Source organism: Quyinboa sediminis, assembly GCF_042219855.1.
In the GTDB taxonomy this organism is placed as follows: Bacteria; Bacteroidota; Bacteroidia; order Bacteroidales; family UBA5342; genus JBHJHP01.
On sequence record NZ_JBHJHP010000003.1, the window covers coordinates 584,145 to 605,920 of the forward strand.

Sequence of the window (21,776 nt, forward strand, 5' to 3'; positions counted from 1 at the left end):
CGAATCTGTTAACAGCTTTAAAGTATCCGTATTTTAATGTTCAAAAAAACTTAAAAGCATCAACTTAGCATTCGCCGAATTGTTTCAAAACAAACATTAAGCGGTAAAACTATGCACGTACATCTTCATTCCAACCGGCTGATTAATGAAAGCAGCCCTTATTTATTACAACATGCTCACAATCCTGTTGATTGGTATCCCTGGGGTGATGAAGCACTGGAAAAAGCACGAAAGGAAAACAAAATGCTGATCATAAGCATTGGGTATTCTGCATGTCACTGGTGTCATGTAATGGAACATGAAAGCTTTGAAAATAAGGAAGTGGCCAGTTTTATGAACCGGCATTTTGTGGCGGTAAAAGTTGATAGGGAGGAACGTCCGGATATTGACCACATTTATATGAGTGCTGTACAGTTGATTAGCGGAAGAGGAGGATGGCCTTTAAACGTGATTGCATTACCGGATGGCAGGCCGGTATATGGAGGTACCTATTTTCCACGGGTACAATGGCTGGATATGCTTCAACAGTTGGTCGATTTTGCTGAGAAAAATCCACAAAAGATGGAAGAATATGCTGAAAACCTGACCAACGGAATTATACAAAGTGATATTGTTAATCCGGTTCAGCATCCGGAGTCATTTTCGTTGGAGAAGCTGCATACTATTTTCAGAAACTGGAAAGAGCATCTTGATCCTGCAAAAGGTGGCATGCGGGGCGCACCTAAATTTCCGATGCCTGTCAGCTATCAGTTTTTAATGCATTATGCCTTTTTAACCGGTAATAATGAGGCACACGAAGCTGTTAACCTGACATTGAATAAGATGGCCATGGGTGGAATATATGATCAGATAGGTGGCGGATTTGCACGCTACTCTACCGACGAGGACTGGAAAGTGCCACATTTTGAAAAGATGTTGTACGATAACGGCCAGCTTGTGAGCTTATATGCCAATGCATACCAGAATGTTCAGGACAAAGAATATAAAAAAGTTGTGGAACAAACCCTTGGATTTGTTGAGCAGGAACTCATGTCGCACGAAAGTGGGTTCTATTCGGCTCTTGATGCTGACAGCGAAGGCGTGGAAGGTAAATATTATGTATGGACCAAACAGGAACTTGACCATCTGTTGGGTGATATAGCGCCTTTGGTTTACAGATACTATGACATTACGGAACACGGCAACTGGGAAAACGGACTGAATGTGTTGCACCGTTTGCTACCGGATAAAATTGTGGCCGATGAATTCGGTATTTCTGTTAAAGCGTTGCATCGGAAAATAAAGAAAGTCAACGAACTACTGCTTGATGAACGTGAAAACAGGGAAAAACCTGGATTGGATGATAAAATTCTTACTTCCTGGAATGCATTGATGTGCAAAGGTTTTATTGATGCATACCGTGTATTTGATGATCCGCATTATCTTGAAGTGGCCACCCGTAACCTGGCTTTTTTACTTTCAAAAATGAAAAAGCAGGATTACAGACTTGACCGGAATTACAAGGAAGGTAAATCCACAATAAATGGATTTCTGGATGACTATGCCTTTTTAATTGATGCCCTGATTTCAATGTACATGGCTACCTTTAATGAGTTTTATATTGATGAAGCACTGGCTTTTACACAATATGTTATTGTTCATTTTTACGACGATAAGGGTGGAATGTTTTATTATACCTCAGATCTTGATCATAAGTTAATAGCCCGTAATCACGAGGTTACGGATAATGTTATTCCTTCTTCCAACTCTGCAATGGCCAAAAATCTTTTTATGCTGGGGCATTATTTTGAAAAGCCCGCATATATTGGAATGGCCCAGCGTATGCTGACCAGCGTAAAAGAGGAGATGCAACGTTCGGGTGCGTATTTTGCAAACTGGTGTATTCTCAAAGCCTGGTTTGTGGAAAACCCGTTTGAAGTTGCTATTGCCGGAACCGATGCCGTCGGTATAAGAAAAGAGATGGATCAATATTATTTACCACATGTCTTGTTTTGTGGTGGAAATGGGAACAGCACCCTTCCGTTGTTAAAAAACCGGCAGGTAAAAGGAAAAACCATTATTTATGTGTGTAAGGACAAAACCTGTAAGCAGCCTGTGGAATCGGTTGATGAGGCAATGAACATGCTGAATAATGTAAACTGATCAGCCAAGGGCTACATCAAGCAGCATCATAGTTGCAAATCCAAGCATGGCACCAATGGTCGAGTAGTCTGTCTCATCTCCGGTTTGCGATTCAGGAATAAGTTCTTCCACAACAACAAAGATCATTGCACCGGCGGCAAATGCAAGTGCATAGGGCAATATAGGCGTAACCGATAACACTAAATAGGCTCCAAGAACTCCGGCTATAGGTTCAACCATGCCTGACAACTGACCATAATTAAATGCTTTTAACCTTGAAAAGCCCTCTCTCCGCAGAGGTATGGATACCGCAGCACCTTCTGGGAAGTTCTGCAAACCAATACCCATCGCTAAAGCAATTGCACCGATTAGTACAGCCGGATCGGGGTTATGTGCCAGTGCCCCGAAAGCAACACCTACAGCAAGCCCTTCAGGTATGTTATGAAGGGTAATCGCCAGTACCAGTAATATGCTTCGTTTCCATGTTGTATGTATCCCTTCCGCCTTATCACGTGATAAGCCAAGGTGCAGGTGAGGCAGTATTTTATCAACAATAAGTAAAAAGGCACCACCCGACAGAAAACCTATAACGGCCGGCAACCATGGAGATCCGCCACTGGCCTCTGACATCTCTATAGCCGGCTTCAGTAGCGACCAGAAACTGGCAGCAATCATTACACCGGCAGCAAATCCAAGCATTGAATTTAATACCCTTTTATTAATGGATTTAAAGAAAAATACCATCATGGCACCTAATGCTGTAACAGCCCAGGTAAATAGTGTTGCGCCCAGAGCAAGAAGTACCGGATTAAAGTCGAGTAAACGTTCAATGTTCATTGTTTGCTGCTGTATTGGTTAATCTAAATTTGTGTTCAAAATTAACACTTTTTCAGACATCAGCTAAATGTTGCAACAAGAGGAATAAAAAAGGGGAGAACTACAAAAAGATTTAACGTGTCTTATTTAAAACCTGTATGCCACAAATAAAGCTAAGTTGTGATCATTAAACTGAGGTATCAAGGTAAGTTTCATATCTGTTTTAAACGGATTAAAGTTCTTCAGCGGTTCAAAATAATACACCAAATGGGTTACCAGTAAACCTATACCTGCACCTACCATAACATCTGAAAGCCAGTGTTTATTATTAATCATTCGGAAAGAAGCAGTGGCTGTAGAGAAGGCAAAACCACTATAAGCTAAAAGTGGGGAGGTATTTCTAAATTCATGGTACAATACAGTGGCATTGGTAAATGCAAATGTAGTATGACCGGAAGGGAATGAAAACCTGGCTCCTGTTGGACGGGTTTTTAGGGTAAGTCTTTTTAGCCCGTGCGTGATAGAAGCCGTAATTATATTGGAAATTAAAAGATATTTTGTTTGATCAAACCAATGGTTCTTTGCTTTAATGCCAATAGCATCAGCTAAATACAGCTCAGCAACAGGGACATATTGCATGTAATCATCTATCCTGAATTCATACGTATTTCCTACAGCATCGCGCAGATTAGTTTGCAAATTTCTTTCAAACGGACTTCCATTAATAATTATACCTGCTCCAATTAAAGAAGCAGGTAATATTGTGGTTTTTAGAATTGGTCTAACTGCTGTACTGTCTTTAGTCTGTGCAATAGAAACATCATTAACAGTAAACGCGAATAGTGTAGTCAAAAGAATGCAGGTAAACCTTATATTCGCAAAAGGCCTAGTCATTGTCTTCCTCATCTTCATCAATTTTCTTCTGTTTGATCACTTTGGCGTTTTTATCAAAAACAACTTCAAGCTCCTTCTCTTTGTGTTCCAGTTTGACCTCATAAAACACTCCTTCAGCGGTTTCAGAAATCTCTGCTTCATCCGTTTTATACTCACTGAAATCTTTTTTAAGCGTGGATTTTATACTTTCGGGTAAATCTTTTTTGTTGATTTCAGATTCAGTTTCCAGCCATTTACCCGAAGTGTCATAATTTGCTGAGTATTCCATGCCATTTACTTTAAATTCAGCTTCCCATTCATTCTTAGATTCTTTTCCCCACTTCACATGTCTGGCATTCGGGAATTTATTCGCAAAAGCTGATTTAACCATTTCCGGAGCATTTGCTTCGGACTGTCCGCAAGCATTTAACATTGTTGTTATCAAAAGAACGATTGATAAAGTGATTGATTTCATGATCTGATTAATTTTAGAATTCATAATACTCAAATGTAAAACGTGAATCTAAAGTAATTCTATAGTCTGTCTATTTCCTGTAAAACCGGTATCCTATGTTCCATTCCACAAAGTCGGATACGTGGAATTTGTAGGCTCTTAATTTAATACCGGCAAAAACCTTGTCCGTCAGATAATATTTCAATCCGACTTTTTGATGAAAGACCGGCGTTAAAGTATCAATATGCTTACGATAAAGATAAAACGAAGGTTGGAGAACCAGAGAAATGCGATTGGCTACCAGTTCATAACTGGGATAAATACTGATCATCAGTTTATCAGTAAAAGGTCCGTCTACTGCTTCCAGTTCATTATTATTCACGGCCACCTGGGATGCGATGGATCCATCGTATGAAAAAGACATTCCGGCACCAATTTTTGATTTATAACTGATGCGTCTGTTATAGTCGAGTGAAAAGCCAAATTCAGGAAAGAAAACTCCTTCATATTTCTCCAGTATGTCGATGTCCACATTATCAAAAACCACATTTTTAGCACCACCATAAAATGAAATCAGCCATTCACTTTCGGGCGAAAAATCCGGTACTTCCCGATGAATAAATTCCGGTTTTTCATGCAGATCATATTTCAGGCTTACTCGCGGAGCAATTGTATTGAGTCCGAAATTAGGTTTTTTCATACCACCGTTAGAAAAATGGGTAAGGCTGAAACCTGCATTTAAAGCGATCTTATCTGTCAGATAGTATTCCAGGTTCATTCCTGCATCCAGTAAGAAGGATTCACCTGCTCCGATGGCCACATTGTACTGATTGGTTACCGGATTAAAAGATTTCCAGTTAAAGGTCGCCCCGAATCCGATTTCGTAGTTAAAGGTGAGGTTTTCCCAGCGGTGAAAAGGTGCGTTAAAAAAACCATATATGGCAATGGGATTACCAATCTCCTCCGGATTATAAAAATCTGCCGTGTATATTCCGGCTCCCCAATACGGATAATTGAATATTTGCTGCCACAGTTTATCCCCGGTGGTTTGTGTGGCAAGTTTAATGGCAAATGCCTGATAAGCTGTTATTTTTTCTGCTTCGGTATTAGTACCTCGAAAAAAATCGTTGGTGGCAAATACATGGCCATTCTGATACATAAACTGCAGGGACGAATAGTTCAGGAAATTGTGTTTTTTAATTTGCGTGGAATCCGTCTGGGCCATTGCAACAACAACACAAAACAGAAAGAAGAGGGTGTAAATAATTTTCATGTGTAACTCTTATGAATTTAATGTTTGATTATCAGTACTAAAATGGAAGGAAGCACAATTAACAGTAGCGGCAATGCCAGAATTAATCCACCGATTACGGCAATGGCAAGTGGCTGGTGCATTTGTGCGCCGGTTCCTATTCCAAGGGCTAATGGCAGCAATGCAACAATGGCACCGGATGCTGTCATAAGTTTCGGGCGAAGCCGGGTGGATATGGCATAATACATGGCCTTATTGAAAGATGCGTTTTTAAGTTCACTAAAAAACTGCTGAATCGTAAATATTGAGTTTTCTCCAATTATTCCAATGATCATTATAAGACCGGTATAACTGCCAACATTCAGGGGTGTTCCGCTGATAAGAAGGGCTGCAAGACTTCCTGAAATTCCCAGTATGCTGATGAATAAAACGGCAAATGCAATGCGTATATTCTTAAACATAAACAACATAACAGTGAAAACAAGTAAACCACCGGAAAGTAATATCATTAATAATTCAGAGAAGGATTTTTGCTGTTCAGCAAAAGAACCGCCATACACAATCTGATAAGATTGCGGTAGGGAAATACCTTTCAGTCTGGATTGAATATCCTTCATTACACTCCCCAGATCACGATTGTTCAGACGGGCAGTTACTACGCCCATCGTTTGCAGGTTCTCCCGCTCAATTTCCGATACGCCGCTTTCAACAGAGAAATCGGCAAACCGTGTTACCGGAAGTTGATGTCCGTCAGGTATGCTGATATTGAAATGTTTCATATCCTCTACAGAGGTCTGATTATTCCCGGGGAATATCATTCTGATATCAGTAAGTTGTTCCTTTTCCGGAATGTTGCCAACCACAATTCCAGCCAGGTGCATTTTAATCTGTTTCTGGAAATCTGTTGTTGTTAGGCTGAACTGTTTAAGAATGTTCTCTTTAGGATGGACTCTAATGACAGGCCCTGCTATTACAATGCCGTCAAATACATCTGCCGTTCCCCGGACTTTCCCCACAGAATCGGCAACCTGCCTTGAGAGCTCCTGAAGTTTTTTATGATCGCTGCCGAATATTTTTATTTCCACCGGTTGAACACTGCTCATCAGATCTCCCAACATATCTGTAATGACCTGACCGAAATCTACGGTAAGCATGGGCAATGTTGCCTCAATCTTTGTCCTGATCTCATCGGAAACTTCATCCGTGGTTTTTTTTCGGTTTTTTTTCAGTTCAATCAGGTAATCTCCCCTGTTCGGTTCCGTAATAAAAAAGCCCATTTGTGTTCCTGTTCTTCTGGAATAAGTGTCAACTTCGGGAACCGTTCCAAGAATTTTATCCACCTCATTTAATATCCGGTCGGTCTCCTCCAGCGAGGTGCCAGGCGGGGAATTATAATCGAGTACAATGGAACCTTCGTCCATTTTGGGCAGGAAACCGGTAGAAAGTTTTGGAATGATTTCAATTACGGCAAAGATCAGCAATGCAACAAATCCAAGACTTATGTACGGACGTTTTATAAAGTACCGGATCCACTGATGTGACTTTTCTTTTTGTGGTTTTATTGTATTTTGTTTCAGCGGATGCCTTATGATTAACAGATAAATTACCGGTAATCCGATCCATGTGATCAGAAATGAACATACCAGGGTTATAATCATGGTTTGAGTAAGAATTTTAAAATAGGTTCCTGCTACACCGGACATCAGTTCAAAGGGGATTAAAATGACTATGGTGCTGAGGGAAGAACCAACCATTGACGGAAACAAAAACGAAATGGCTTTTCCGATTAGGTGTCTGGATTTTTCACCGGGATGCTCTTCCCGCGTTCGGTGAATCTGTTCAACCACAATTATGGCATCATCAATAATCAACCCAATGGACGCGGCTATTGCACCTATGGTCATCAGGTTCAGATCGAATCCAATGGCATTTAATACAATGAAAGTCAGGCTTAGCGTAAGTGGAATGGTAATCAGGATGACCGTACTGGCTTTGGCAGAGCGGAGAAAAATAATGACTACCACGATAGCCAGCAGCAATCCTATCCATAAAACATCAATAATGCTCCTGATGCTGGTCCTTACAAAATCTGACTGATTGTAATAGGGTTTGAGCCTCACACCCGGCGGAAGCAGGTGGTTTATTTCTTTTACGTGTGCCTGAACCTGGTCCGCAACATTGATAAGGTTACTGTGTGGTTGTTTCAATACTGCTAAAAGCGGCACATTTTGTCCGTCTGCCTTGATTTTGACATACTCTGTTTTTTCAGCAATTTTAACTGTTGCAATATCCGAGATCCTTATTTTACGTTGGGCATTGTCAAATATTACCAGCTTTTCAAGTTGTTCCTTGTTTTTTATCGTTGCATCAGTTACCGTTAAATAAAGCCGCTTATAATCGTTGGTGTATCCGTTTGATGTAATGAACCCGGTATTATTGATGGCTGTTTCAATATCCTCTGGATCAATTTTCAGTTGCTGAAGCTTGTCCTTATTCAGCACAATCCTGTATTCTTTATCTTTTCCGCCGATAACTTCGACAGAGGAAACGCCATTTATTCTTGACAGGTAAGGTTTGATCACGTAATTTGCAAGCATTTTAAGCTCAATCTGACTTTTGGTATCAGACTGCAAAGAATAACCCATAACCGGTAAAATGGAAGGATTCATCTTTTCGATGGTCAGATGCAGATCAGGTGGCAACAAATCCCTGATTTGATTGATCCTGGATTCTACCTGCTGCTTATCCAGATTTATATCTGATCCCCAGTTCATGAAGGCTGAGATTTCACTGCTTCCCATACTGGTTGTGCTGCGTATCATGCTGAGATTTTCTACCTTCTTTACCGCATCTTCAAGGGGTTTGGTGACGGTCACCATCATCTTATCGACCGGTTGTTCTCCGTTTTCGGCGATGATTTTTATTTTTGGAAAAGTGACATCCGGGAAAAGTGACGTTTTAAGATGCGTAAATGAATATACACCGCCCGCCAGCAGTAGAATTAAAATGACAGTAACCGGATTTTTATATTTTACAAATATTTTTTCCATCAGTTTACTTTATAATATTTACAATACTGCTGTCAGGTAATTCGTAGCTACCTTCCTTTATAATAAGATCATTTCTGTTGAAATTTGGTTCCGTGATTTCAATAAGTGAATCGTTCTCTATGCCTTTTTTAACCGGTATTTTTAGGGCTCTTTCACCTGAAACTTTCATAACCCAGAATTCGCTTTGACTTTCATCAGTCATTACTGCCTGCCTTGGTAAAACAGTGGCTGATTTGTGTATTGTGGCTATAAAACGGACTGTGACGTTTAAATTTTCAGGTAATGTTTCATCGCTTTCCGGTTTTATAAGAATATCCTGTGTCTGATCCTGATCCTGAATCATCGGGATAGCCCGCAATACTTTTGCCGGGATGACCGTATAATCCATCAGGATAATATCACATGAATCCCCCGCTTTTATATTTCCCGTTTCTTCAAACGGAACACTGACTTTGATTAAAGGTTGTGCGTTTTCAGTTACAACACAAAGAATGTCACCTTCAGAAACAAAGTCTCCTGTGTTATTAAAGTTTAATTCTGAGATATACCCATCGGCATTTGACCGGACTTCAATGTGTTTTGCAGATGCTGAATTTCCCAATGCTTTTTGTTCCCGTGTTTCAAGTTTAAACAACAGATCATTTTGATGCACCTTTTTACCAAAGAATGCCTTATTCTCTGTAATGTATCCTGTAACCGGCGCTGTTAACCTGTTTTTATTCAGGAATATTGTATTTCCATAATACGTTTCAAAGCGCTTAATATCCAATGTTTTAATCCCGGTAACTTTAACATTAACAGCTTCCTTCGATGAGCTTTCCTGCTGTTTTTGTCCGCTATTGCATGCCGGGATCAACACTAATAACAAGGACACTAAAAGTTGTATATATAAGGTTTTCATTGTTGCATATTTAATAGTTCCAGTAATTATAAGCATTGATCAGATACTGTTTTTCCGTTTTCAACCGGAGCAAATCTTTCTTTTTCGATGCCATATCACGGTAAATATTATTGATATCCATAACTGAAGCTTCTCCCAGTGTCAACTCTTTATTGTAAGCTTCAATTAAAGTTTTGTATTGTTTAATCTGATTTTCCAGAAGTTGTATCTGCCCTGTTTTTAAGCTGATTTGTTTCAATAAGCCGTTGTTTTGCATTTGATATTTCGATAAGAAACGATCCTTTTTGAATTCCAGTGTCTCCAGATGAATCCTGTTTTTTTTCTGTTCTGCTGCACGTTGATTCCCATCGAAAAGGGGCATGGAAAAAGATAATCCGGTACTAAACCCCAACCGGTTTATACCCGGCACATAAACGGCATTCATACCGGCACTGCCATAAAGATCGATCTTAGGTTTGTATTGCAGGTCATATAAATCCTGTTCAGTACGTATTTTCATACTGTCCAGTTTGAAGGTTGTAAGAAAATCAGATTGTTTCTCAATAGCTGGTTTGAGTGTGTAAACCGTATCCGCAAGGTTGACGAGCGTTGTGTCACTGATGCCACATAGCAGATTCAGATCGTACAGGTTTTGTTGAAATTCTGACAACTGGTTTTTATATTGGATCATATAATTTTTAAGCTCAATATCAAGCAACATCAGGTCTGTCTGCTTATATATTCCATTATTTACCAGGTTCTGTAGCGTCCTTTTCTGTTCCCTGAGATCATGAATCATTGTTTGTTGTAAACCTTTTTCATTTTGACTTTTAACGCATAATAAATACTGGTAACCAACAAGCTGTTCAACTTCATGCACTGTCATCTTAATTTTGTTTTCATTAATCTGATGTGAGACAGCATTATTGTTTTGATATGCCTCAAGCTTTGATTTATTAAACAATGGTTGTTTTACGGTTACCACAGCCTGGTACTGACCACCGTCAGTTCCGGCCAGATCGTAACCCGTATATTGTTCTGCTCCGGATGATACCCACTGAAACCGGTTTTTCAATCCATCATGATTGATGATTGGTGCAAACAAAACATTTACACTGGCATCGACTTCCGGTTTTTTTAAAACGGCTTCAATCTGATCCATATTCAGGTCAAGTATCTTATTCAAATTTCGTGTCTCATGAATGAGAGGGCTGTTCGCCTTTGCCTTATCCATGTAATATGACAAAGTCCTGGTTTGGGAATCAAGTTTTGAAAACGTAAGTAAAACGCTTATTATAAGACAAAAATATCTCATGATTTGAACTCAGTTTTTTGGATTAAGAAGCAGTGTATATCATCATTCGAATATGAAATGGTGAGATTATGCGTATCGCATATTTTCTTTACAATGGAGAGGCCTAAGCCATACGATTTGGAATTCCCTTTAGAGAAGCGATTAAAAATGGTTTCGTTTGTAAGACTGTTGGAATCACCGGTGTTGCAGATTTTTATGTATTGATCGCCTGTGAGGATTTCAATACGTCCCTTGTAACGATTATGGTTTACGGCATTTGATATCAGATTATTCAAAAGAATATCTGCAAGCTGTTCACTCATAAAATGTTTGAATGTGCCATTTTCAGTATAGTTAACAGTAATGGATTTTGTGTCGAACAATACAGAGAATTCCTCTTTTTTGTAAGCGATCAGTTTGTTGAATGTAACTTCCGACTTCGGTTCAAACTGACGATTCTCTATTTTTGTCAACAACAGAAGACTCTGATTCAGTTTTGAAAGCCGTTTAATGGCTTGCATTGCAGTAGCAATTTTTTGAAACGATTCCGAATCCATATCCTGTTGCAGGATCTCTTCAAGATTCAGACTGATAGTTGCCAAAGGAGTCTGCAATTCGTGAGACGCATTTTCTGTAAACTCTTTCAGGGCATCATAATCTGACTTTAACTTGCCTGTTAAATTCTCAACAACCCGGTTAAGTCTGTCAAATTCTTCAATATTAGTATTATTGAGCACCAGACGGTCACTATCTGAAAATCTGAAACTTTCTATTGCACCTAGGTTTTCTTCAAAACGGGCCCAAATTGTTTTATTAACCTTTTTGCTGATAAAATAGAAAACCAGAAATGCTGTTATCAGCAGCACAAACAAAGTTATGGTAAGAATGATTATGAGATCTTCAAATTCAAATGTAGGTTGTCGGAGAATGATTTTATATTGTATCCCATCAATTTCTGCAAAACCCGTATATTCCAGATACGGTTCCAACTCATTTTCCTGCTTATTATAAATTGTGATAATCTTAAATTCTGCCAGAGCGTCAGTTTTATCTGTAAGTATGTGGATTTCAGTGCCGGGATTTGAATTCCGGATCTGGCCGGTTTCTCTGATCTGATTCGTTATGGTAGTGGCCCTGGACAGCAGTTGTTCTTTAGCCTCGTGAATAACAGTGAAACGAAGAATAAAATATCCACCGAATGAAATGAGGAATACTACAATGGCGAAAAGCGAAAAGTAATTTCTGTTTATTCGGCTTAAGAATTTCCTGTTTTTTCTGTAAGGATATTTGCCCATAGAGCTTATTTTTCTGAAAATTTATACCCCATGCCGTATACCGTTTGGATATAGTCAGTACCTCCGGCGTTTTTAATCTTTCTGCGGATATTATTGAGATGGGTATAGATAAAGTCGAAGCTGTCAGCCAGGTCTATTTTATCACCCCATAGGTGTTCAGCAATGGATTCCTTGGTTAGCACCCGGTTCTTATTCACCATAAAATACAGCAGCAACTCAAACTCTTTTTTTGTAAAAACCACAGTATTATGACCCACGCTTATTGTTTTGCCAGTGGTACTAATGGTTATTTCATTAAAGGAAATGGTATCTGATCCATCAAAATGTTTTCGTCTTAAAACGGCTTTAATACGCGAGTTAAGTTCTGAAAACTGAAAGGGTTTGGTCAGATAGTCATCTGCACCCAAATCCAGCCCCGTGACTTTATCATCCAGAGAATCTTTGGCCGAAACAATAATGATACCCGATTTTATTTGCTTTTGTTTGATGATTCGAAGAAGGTCCAACCCGTTGCCATCGGGCAGGGAGATGTCTAAAAGGATCAGATCGTATTCATAAATAAAAAGCTTTTCTTCTGCCTTTGAATAACTCTCTGCCAGTTCACATATGTATTCTTCTTTTACCAGGAAATTATTGATGGCAAGTAACAGATCAATCTCATCTTCAATCACTAAGATTTTCATACTTCAAAATAACAAAGAAAATCTAAAGAGATTCTAAAGATTTGCTTCAGGTTTTCTTAAGGATGGTTAAAAACTATCTTCTGTTATTTCTGTATTTATCCCAGCTTTGCTGTACACAGTCCTCTGTTTCCCAACGTTTGGCGTAGCTTCCAGCTACGTCATAAATAGTTTATGCCTCTCACATGTAGAATTTACGATCATCAAAGCAAAATTTATTTATTACCGGGTCTATAAGCAAGTAGAATTTTAAGGCGATACTTTTGATCTTATCAGGAGATTGGTTTTAAAGCGACGTAGGAATGAGCCATACGCCTAATCATAATTCGAATTAATACAACTAGGGTTGCCCAGAATGCAGTTACATCCTGGACAACCTTAGTTTTAATCAATGTTCATGTTCCGTTTCTTCCTTATTCATATCAGCAAGCAAATAGTAAGCGGCATTCAGAACTACCTCTGCATTTTCAGGAACAGAATCAATCAGTTTTATAGCGGTGAAGTCCCCGTCCTGACGTCCCGCAACCACTTCAATCATCTTAAATTCCGTGCTTTCCTCTTCGTGTGAATCGCCATCCTCATTTGCTTTTATAAAAATAAAGGATTTGGTCCCTTCACTTACAATGGCATCGTTGGGAAGAGCTGGCGTGCTTTGTGCATCGGTATGAATATGTCCGGAAATATACAGCCCCGGAATCAGGCTTTCATCAGGTTCATCCAGCGTGGCATGAATGTGTACGGCCCTGGTTTCCGGTTCAAACACTTTTCCAACCGCAAAAATAGTAGCCAGGTACTCTTTCCCGGTTTGATTGGCCACATCAAAATGAATCTTCTGTCCCGGTTTAACACGTGGCACATCTTTTTCATACACCAGGAAATCTGCATGAATGTCGGCATTGTCGGTGATTTCAAACATAATATCCCTGGCATCAACATATGATCCGGATTTGATATTGATCTGGTTTACAAAACCATTTATGGGGGACAGGATTCGGATCGACCCCGATATTTTTCCGTTCAGCACATCGTCAGGATCAATATTCAACAGATCGAGCCGCGATTTGAGTCCTTCGTATTTTGCCTTGGTAATGTTGAAATTGGAGGTGGCCTGTTGCAATGCCTTTCCTGAACCAACATTATTATCATACAGTTCCTGCTGGCGTTCAAGTTCCTTTTTCTGAAACTCAAGGTTACTGGCAGCTTCAGCAAAATTTTCCTGTATGGTGATGTAATCAGGATGGATCAACCGGGCCAGTAATTGTCCTTTTTTTACCTTATCGCCATGAAAAACAGCGATTTCTTTCACGTTGCCGCCAAACAGTGCCGTGACTTCAGCACTACCGGATGGTGGTACCATTAGCTGACCATTGGTTTTTACCACGGTGGTCAGATTGCGCATTTGAATATGCCCCAGCTTCAGGCCGAGGGCGTTTTGCTGTTGCTTTGTTAACAAAACCACACCTTCCGCTTGATGATGATGTTCTTCTTCGTGGTTTTCTTTTTGAACCGGACCGCATGCAGCGCTTAAGAATGCAAGTCCTGTGAGAAAAATATATATCTGTTTCATCTTGTTTTATTTTCCGGTTAAATAGTTTAATTCTGTTTGTAATCGCAATGCTTCAGCTTGCTTTTGAATGTAAGTCCGTCTGGTTTTATAAGCCGCTTCCACGTTTTGAATAAACTGGATATAATCAATGCTTCCAAGTCTGTAACCCAGTTTTGCGGCTGAAATCTGTTCGGCTGCCAATGGCAGAGCTTCGTTTTGGTAGTAGCTAAGAACCCCGGAAAGGCTGTTATACCTGCTGAGTTTTTCATTATAGGCAGCCTGAAGTTTTAAGCGATTCATTTTATAATTCTGACCAGCCATCTTGTAGTCCAGTTCAGCTGCTTTGTTTTTCCCGTGTTGTGAAAAGACCACTAACGGAACAGAAATGCCGGCCTCCCAGCCGTAAAATCCATTTTCCCCATCAATACTTTGAAGCTTATAACCCAGATCAAGTTTCGGGAGCAAAGCTGACTTTTCCGCTTTCCATTCAGCTTTACTGACCTCCGTTTTTGCACTCAGGGCATTCAGTATCGGACTACTTTGAATAGAATCTTCAGAAAATACCTCTGGTTTCTTAAATGGTGTTTCAGCGATTACCACAAATGGTTCTTCCAGCAAAAGGTATTGATTCAGCGATTGCAAGGCAGCGTTATAATCACTTTCTGCAGTTTTTATATTCAGCTGTAGTTCACTGTACTTTGAAGAAGCCGCAAGGTATTCAATCTTAGAGGTTTGTTCGGTTTTATAGCGCAGTTCTGCTGCTTTAAGAAAACCTGCAAAAACAGTGTCCAGTTCCCGGTAAAGCAACCATTCTTTTTTTGCATTCAGTGCGGCATACCAGGCTAAACTTACCTGCTGTTTTAGTGCCTGCACCGTAATTTCTTTTTGTGTTTCGGCCAGTTGAATGCGTTCATTAGCCAGTTTTGTTTTTGCCGGTACAGCAAAAAGATCGATGTCGTTTTGTCCTACACCAATCCGGTTTTGAATTCCCGGTATCCCGCTCTTGGTCTCTTCCCGTCCGGTGTAAACCGAGGTTGATCCTAAATCGTAGGCGGTGGATTTCAGCGCTTTCTGCTTTTGAATTTCCATGTCAGCTGTTTTCACCGAAGGATATACCGCATAGGCTCTTTCAATAGCATCCTGAAGAGAAAGCGATTGAGTCTGAGCTGATACCGGGTTGGCTAACAGGATCAGTCCGGTAACTAAAACGACAGGTATTGCTTTTGTGTTCAACCCGTTAAGTGGCCCCTCCAGTCTGTGCTTACCGGATTCCACCATTTTATAAAGAACCGGTAACACAATCAGGGTCAAAAGGGTAGAGGTAAGCATTCCGCCAATGACCACTGTGGCCAGCGGACGTTGTACTTCGGCTCCGGCAGATGTTGAAACAGCCATAGGGAGAAACCCAAGGATGTCTGTAGATGCAGTTAGCAGAATAGGCCTGATGCGTCTTACCGTACCTTTTTTAATGATGTCGCTCAATCCAAATTTACCTTTTGCCTTGAGTTCATTAAAACTGCTGATTAAAACCAGCCCGTTTAATACGGCAATACCGAAAAGAACGATAAAACCGACACCGGCAGAAATACTCAGTGGCATGCCACGAAACCAGAGGGTGAAGATTCCACCAATGGCAGCAAATGGAATGGCAGCATAAATCATAAGCGTTTGTTTAAACGATTTTACAGCAAAAAAGACCAGCAAAAAGATCAGTGCCAGTACCAGCGGTACCACCAGCGTTAAGCGTTTAGTTGCCCGTTCCAGGTTTTCGAAGGCGCCGCCGTAACGAATATAATATCCGGGAGGCAGATCCAGTTGTTCATCCAGCGTGCTGCGGATTTCGTTCACCAGCGACTTTACATCGCGGCCTTCCACGTTAATGCCGACATACGTTCGACGGTTTGTATTGTCCCGGCTGATCTGCATCGGACCCGGCTGGTAGCTAATCTCAGCCACTTCTTTAAGCGGGATCTGGTTACCATCCGGCAGGTTGACATATAAATTCCGTATGTGATCAATGCTTTTCCGGTGTGCTTCATCCAGCCTTACCACCAGGTCGAACATGCGTTCACCCTCGTATATAACGCCGGCCACGCCGCCACTGAAAGCCGTTTGTACCGCCGTATTCAGTTCTTCGATGTTAAGTCCGTACTGACCAAGTTTATTCCGGTCATAATGAACCGTAATCTGCGGTAAACCGCGGGTAGCCTCTGCTTTTATGCCGGCAATGCCTTCAATGCCCGATACCAGACCCGCTATCTCCTGGGCCTTATCGGCCAGCACATCCAGATCATCACCATACAACTTGATGGCTACGTCTTCACGAACGCCTGTAAGCAGTTCGTTAAAGCGCATCTCAATGGGCTGGGTGAACTCATAGTTAATGCCCGGAAATACTGCAACGGCTTCTTTAATTTTGTCCATGAGTTCCTGTTTTGAGGATGCTTTGCTCCAGTTTTCTTCTGGTTTCAGGATCACAAAAATGTCGGCAATATCCATGGGCATAGGATCTGTGGGAACATCAGCCACGCCAATCCGGCTTTGAATGGAAGCTACCTCATCCGGAAATTCCTTAAGCACCAGTTTTTCAATACGCGTGGATGCATCTTTTACCTCTGTAAGTGATGTACCCGGTTTTAAAAATGCATGAAAGGCAAAATCGCCTTCATCCAGTTGGGGAATAAACTCCGCGCCCATGCGGCTGAAAACAAATCCACCGGCAATTAGTAGGAGAACTGCTGAAACTGTGATGAGTTTTGTTTTACGAATGGACCACGAAATAATGGGCTTGTAAGCTTCTTCCAGTCGCTTAATAACCTTTTCTCCCCACGTTTTTTTATTGTTTTTAGGCGGATGTAAAAACAGGGAAGCCATCATGGGAATATAAGTCAGGCAAAGAATGACTACTCCCAAAACCGCAAAGCCAAAGGTCATGGCCATAGGCTTGAACATTTTTCCTTCCACGCCCTGAAGTGCCATAACCGGAATAAAAACGATCAGGATGATCAGCTGGCCGAAAAATGCTGAATTCATCATTTTTTTCGCCGAGCTTTCAGCAATTTTATTGCGTTTGGAAGCCGTAAGTGTTGTTCCGATGAACTTCTTTTTATGGAGGTAGTAGATCATGCTTTCCACAATAATGACAGCACCATCCACCAGAATCCCGAAGTCAATGGCTCCAAGACTCATCAGGTTTGCCCATACCCCAAACAGATACATCATGATAAATGCAAAGAGCAGGGACAACGGAATAGTAGAGGCTACAATAAGTCCACCTCTGAGGTTGCCAAGGAAGATGACCAGAACAAAGATCACAATCAGTGCACCAATGGTGAGGTTTTCGGCAACGGTTGAAGTGGTGTGTTTGATTAAGCGGCTTCTGTCCAGAAACGGTTGTATGGTGACACCTTCAGGTAGTGACTTTTGAATCAATTCAATCCTTTCTTTCACATTACGAATGACATTGTTGGAATTTTCACCTTTCAGCATCATCACTATACCACCAACGGATTCTCCTTTTCCGTTTTGAGTGAATGCCCCGAACCGGACAAAACTGCCGTATTTTACTTCAGCTACATCTCTTATAAAAACAGGATGTCCGTCAATGGATTTAACCAGCGTATTTTTTATGTCATCCGGCGAACGCATCAGGCCTTCGCCACGAATAAAGTTGGCTTTGTGATTTTTTTCGATATAGGCGCCACCGGTGTTTTGGTTGTTGGCTTCCAGTGCGTTAAAAATATCAGTGATGGTCAGACCCATGCTGCGTAACTGATCCGGATTCACAGCCACCTCGTATTGTCTGCCGCGGCCACCAAATGAGTTTACCTCAACTACGCCGGGCACCATGGCCATCTGTCGTTTTACAATCCATTCCTGCATGGTGCGCAGATCCATGTCGTTATAGGCTGTGTCAAAACCCGGTTCAACCTGAAGCGTATACTGGTAAATTTCGCCGAGCCCTGTGCTGATGGGGGCTATAAATGGCTGACTAAAGCCTTTCGGTATTTTTTCTTTCACATCATTCAGCGCTTCACTTACCAGTTGGCGCGGCAGGTAAGTTCCCATGTTATCTTTAAATACAATGGTAACGACCGATAATCCAAACCGGGAAACTGAACGGATCTCGGTTACTCCGGGCAGATTGGCAACAGCCAGTTCCACCTGGTAAGTAATAAATTGTTCTATGTCTTCGGTGCCCAGATTTGGCGCTGTAGTGATGACCTGAACCTGGTTGTTGGTAATATCAGGTACGGCATCCAGCGGAATACGGGTCACCGAATAAATGCCGCCCAGGATCAGGCCAACGGTCATTAGGCCGATCAGGGCTTTGTTTTTAATGGAAAATGATATTATACGATTGATCATACATCTGATTTGTAAGATTAATAATATGGCAGAATTGATCCGTTTGAATCCGACGGAACCGTTCTGTAGCACCTTTAATAAAGGCGATTTAAATAACCTGTTAGTGAGTACAACCTTTGGTTTTCTGCATCACCCTTTATGCGTGGGGTAAATAGCAGAAAACACGAAATTTTGCTATCACATTTGGTAAATAATTAAAAATCAGATGAATTGTGGCGGACCTCGTAATGGATCCGAATCGGGAAAATTATGTTGTTTGAAGCAGACCGGGTTAAATGCAAATATATTGGATAGGTGAACCTCCGGTTGAAGCTCCGATACTGTATTAACAATTGCAATAAAAAAATATTCAGGTTGAACCGAATGAAAACGTGCCGTTAAAATACGGTCAACAAACGAATCGTTGAACGCATGACAATGCGATGAAGAGTCTTCGTGATTACCATGCTGAGTATCATGATTGGTTTTAAACGGCGATTCGGATGTATGCGAATAAACGGAATCAAAGTGGTGATGATGCGGAATCAGTTCGTGTGCGGAAATTAAAACTCCCGTCAGCAGAATAAAAAACAACCCGATATATTTTTTTAACCTTTTCAAAACCTCATTCTGAATGAACCACAAATATAAAATAATTTACAAAGTCCTTCAATACTCAAATGTAATGATATTGCTTTAACGGTCCATCCATGATTTAAATGCTGCAACACGTTCCCTGCTGACCAGGATATTTTCAGCTACTGGTGCCGTGTTTAGCGTAAGTTTTAAACGGCTTGAAGAGAAGGCAATTATTTCCCTGATGGCAGAAAAATTCAGGATGAAGTTTCGGTTCACACGAAAAAAGCGGTTAGGGTCAATCTGAGATTCAATGTTATCCAGGGAAAATTCCACGGGATAGTTCCTGCCATCATGAGTGAAGATAAATGTACAGCGTTCGATAATGTAAAAGCAGGCAATATCCGTAACCGATACCGAATGGAACCGGTTACCTGTTTTAATTAAGAAGCGTTCCTTTGTTTTGGGTTTCAACTGAGTGATCAACGACTGAATATCGGTTATTCCAGTTTTGTTTTGATGAATATTTTTGAATTTACTCACGGCCCGGTTCAACTCGTCCTGATCAATTGGTTTCAGAAGATAATCCACGCTGTTTACCTTAAAGGCTTTGAGTGAGTATTCATCGTATGCTGTCGTGAAAATAACCGGTGTATGAATCTCCACATTATCAAAAATCTCAAAGCAGATGCCGTCTTCCAGTTGAATATCCATGAATATCAGTTCGGGATCGGGATGGCTTAATAGCCAACCGGAGGCAGATTGAACAGAACTTAACTGATCCAGAATATGGATCTCCGGATCAGTTTCGGTCAGCATGCGTTTCAGTTTATCAGCAGCCGGTTTCTCATCTTCAATGATCAGAACGTTCATTATCAGTCTTTTTAAGTGGCAGATAGACCACGAATTGATTATGCTCTTCTTTATAAGTCATGGTTTTATTCAGAATCAAATGTACACGTTCTTTCAGGTTTTTCAATCCTGTGCCGGTAGATTCCTGCATGGTCGATTTACGTTGAATATTGTTTTTAACGCAAATCACATCATTTTCTATGTTGAGTTCAATGATCAGCGGCTGATTCATCGAAACCGCATTGTGTTTTAATGCATTTTCGATCAGCATCTGAACCGAGACCGGAATAACCTGGTATTGGTCTGCGTCGAAGATCGTTGAATGCAATTCAATTTTTCCATTGTCCCGTGCTTTTTGCAAGGCAAAATATTTATCCACAAACACCAGTTCGTTTTTCAAAGGAAGCAGATCTGTTTCTTCGTTTTCAATGATGTAGCGATAGATCTGTGATAAGTTCTGGATGTAGTTGTCTGCTTTTTTTGCATCACTGTAAACCAGTTCTGAAAGGGTATTCAGACTATTGAATAAGAAATGTGGATTGACCTGTGATTTCAGCGTCCGATACTTAAACCGAAGATTCTCCTCGCGTAATTGCTGTTCTTTTTTAGCGGACTTCTGCCATAAAATGATGAAAAAGCCAAGAGTGAAAAACAACAGCCATATCAACAAGCGGGCATTGCCAAAAACAAGTTCCTGATTTACCAGACGGTTCCAGAATCCCTGAAAGCTCTCACCGGAAAAAAAGTACCATCCTGAAACACCTAGAGTGATCGCAATGTTGGCAATGATGAAAGCAGCAAGGTAAAAAATAAGGAGTCCCGGAATGATCTTTTTACGCAATTCTTTATGCGAATATTTTTTTGAATGGTTTACCAGATAAATGGTCAGGTATCCCAGCGAAATACTCATAATGAAAACTGTAAAGAATGAGGCCAGAACAGTTGGATGAAATGCATTATGGTATTGAACCAATTTCATAATCATGGCTGCAAATAAACTGAAGAACATCAGCCCAACATGATATGTTATCCAGAATTTCGTTTTACTTAAGCGTGTCATTTTGGTTTATTTTTATGTTCACCACCAAAATAAGGGTGAATTCTCCATATAAATAAAATTAAGTTGCAGAGCTGTTGAATTATTATGCTGAGTCGTAAATATACTTATTTTGAGCATTATACCCGGATGATTTTAAGCGAATTTTAAGGAAGTACTTACCTCCGTTTAAGCGGTCGGTGTCTAATTTTGACATGACTAATTAAAAAGAAACGTTATGATAGATTCAACTCACCTGCACCCGATGATTGTACACTTTCCAATAGCTCTTTTGATTGTTGGATTCATATTTGACATTGTCAGTCTGTTTTTCAGAAAGGAGTTTTTTAAATGGGCAGGTTTTACATTACTTCTGCTTGGCGCTGTGGGTACGATTGCTGCTTTGCTTTCAGGAGAACTGGCCGGCAGTGGTATAGCTGAAGAAGGCATGCTGAAACAGGCACTGGATGTTCACGAAGCAGCAGCAGAATTAACGATTTGGTTGGTTAGCATTACTGCACTTTTCAGAATACTAATCGTATATTTGAAGAAATATTCGGGATTTTTAAAGGCCTTATCTATGATTTTGTTTCTGGCTTCAGTTGTTGCTATTGCCAGAACAGGATATTATGGCGGAGAACTTGTATTTAAACATGCAGCAGGTGTAGAACTCAACCTGGGATTTTAAGCAAGATATGAAGGAT

At 40.6% G+C, this 21,776-nt stretch carries 16 protein-coding genes; 2 read left to right on the forward strand and 14 right to left on the reverse strand.

Features of this window, described 5'->3' with window-relative positions:
• The first annotated feature begins 111 nt into the window (after positions 1 to 111).
• Positions 112 to 2,142 carry a thioredoxin domain-containing protein gene (locus ACE1EF_RS10395; RefSeq protein WP_375720595.1) on the forward strand — a complete coding sequence of 677 codons (2,031 nt, stop codon included), beginning with the start codon at positions 112 to 114 and terminating at the stop codon, positions 2,140 to 2,142.
• Here ACE1EF_RS10395 and ACE1EF_RS10400 read toward each other — a convergent pair whose 3' ends face one another.
• The 14 genes from ACE1EF_RS10400 to ACE1EF_RS10465 form a co-directional block, all read right to left on the reverse strand.
• Positions 2,143 to 2,958, reverse strand: coding sequence for a ZIP family metal transporter (locus ACE1EF_RS10400; RefSeq protein WP_375720596.1), 816 nt, complete (start codon positions 2,956 to 2,958; stop codon positions 2,143 to 2,145).
• Between the two features lie 126 nt (positions 2,959 to 3,084).
• A complete protein-coding gene (locus tag ACE1EF_RS10405; RefSeq protein ID WP_375720597.1) occupies positions 3,085 to 3,789 on the reverse strand; it encodes a phosphatase PAP2 family protein in 705 nt (234 codons plus the stop codon).
• A 34-nt stretch (positions 3,790 to 3,823) separates the two neighbouring features.
• Entirely contained in the window at positions 3,824 to 4,285 is a 462-nt protein-coding gene (locus ACE1EF_RS10410; protein ID WP_375720598.1) for a PepSY-like domain-containing protein, read from the reverse strand.
• 70 nt (positions 4,286 to 4,355) lie between these two features.
• Positions 4,356 to 5,537 (reverse strand): acyloxyacyl hydrolase, encoded by a 1,182-nt coding sequence (locus ACE1EF_RS10415; protein ID WP_375720599.1) that lies wholly within the window; start codon positions 5,535 to 5,537, stop codon positions 4,356 to 4,358.
• A gap of 17 nt (positions 5,538 to 5,554) precedes the next feature.
• On the reverse strand, positions 5,555 to 8,566 hold the full coding sequence (locus ACE1EF_RS10420) for an efflux RND transporter permease subunit (RefSeq protein WP_375720600.1): 3,012 nt from the start codon (positions 8,564 to 8,566) through the stop codon (positions 5,555 to 5,557).
• Positions 8,567 to 8,570: 4 nt separating this feature from the next.
• Positions 8,571 to 9,467: an efflux RND transporter periplasmic adaptor subunit gene (locus ACE1EF_RS10425; protein WP_375720601.1), complete on the reverse strand. Its 897-nt coding sequence runs from the start codon at positions 9,465 to 9,467 to the stop codon at positions 8,571 to 8,573.
• A gap of 10 nt (positions 9,468 to 9,477) precedes the next feature.
• Positions 9,478 to 10,761, reverse strand: a complete 1,284-nt coding sequence (locus tag ACE1EF_RS10430; RefSeq protein WP_375720602.1) for a TolC family protein — start codon at positions 10,759 to 10,761, stop codon at positions 9,478 to 9,480.
• On the reverse strand, positions 10,758 to 12,035 hold the full coding sequence (locus ACE1EF_RS10435; protein WP_375720603.1) for a sensor histidine kinase: 1,278 nt from the start codon (positions 12,033 to 12,035) through the stop codon (positions 10,758 to 10,760). The genes ACE1EF_RS10430 and ACE1EF_RS10435 overlap by 4 nt, the downstream gene beginning before the upstream one ends.
• A gap of 5 nt (positions 12,036 to 12,040) precedes the next feature.
• Complete coding sequence (locus tag ACE1EF_RS10440; protein WP_375720604.1) at positions 12,041 to 12,718, reverse strand: response regulator transcription factor; 678 nt, start codon at positions 12,716 to 12,718, stop codon at positions 12,041 to 12,043.
• Positions 12,719 to 13,103: 385 nt separating this feature from the next.
• The gene (locus ACE1EF_RS10445) at positions 13,104 to 14,282 is read right to left on the reverse strand and encodes an efflux RND transporter periplasmic adaptor subunit (RefSeq protein WP_375720605.1); all 1,179 of its coding nucleotides are present in this window, start codon (positions 14,280 to 14,282) and stop codon (positions 13,104 to 13,106) included.
• Between the two features lie 6 nt (positions 14,283 to 14,288).
• Entirely contained in the window at positions 14,289 to 18,629 is a 4,341-nt protein-coding gene (locus ACE1EF_RS10450) for a CusA/CzcA family heavy metal efflux RND transporter (RefSeq protein ID WP_375720606.1), read from the reverse strand.
• A gap of 201 nt (positions 18,630 to 18,830) precedes the next feature.
• Entirely contained in the window at positions 18,831 to 19,229 is a 399-nt protein-coding gene (locus ACE1EF_RS10455; protein WP_375720607.1) for a hypothetical protein, read from the reverse strand.
• A gap of 75 nt (positions 19,230 to 19,304) precedes the next feature.
• Positions 19,305 to 20,057, reverse strand: a complete 753-nt coding sequence (locus ACE1EF_RS10460; protein ID WP_375720608.1) for a LytR/AlgR family response regulator transcription factor — start codon at positions 20,055 to 20,057, stop codon at positions 19,305 to 19,307.
• Positions 20,038 to 21,096: a sensor histidine kinase gene (locus tag ACE1EF_RS10465; RefSeq protein ID WP_375720609.1), complete on the reverse strand. Its 1,059-nt coding sequence runs from the start codon at positions 21,094 to 21,096 to the stop codon at positions 20,038 to 20,040. Before ACE1EF_RS10465 ends, ACE1EF_RS10460 begins: the two co-directional genes overlap by 20 nt.
• Before the next feature lie 214 nt (positions 21,097 to 21,310).
• Here ACE1EF_RS10465 and ACE1EF_RS10470 point away from each other — a divergent pair, with 214 nt between their 5' ends.
• Positions 21,311 to 21,760, forward strand: coding sequence for a DUF2231 domain-containing protein (locus ACE1EF_RS10470; RefSeq protein ID WP_375720610.1), 450 nt, complete (start codon positions 21,311 to 21,313; stop codon positions 21,758 to 21,760).
• The last annotated feature ends 16 nt before the right edge of the window (positions 21,761 to 21,776 follow it).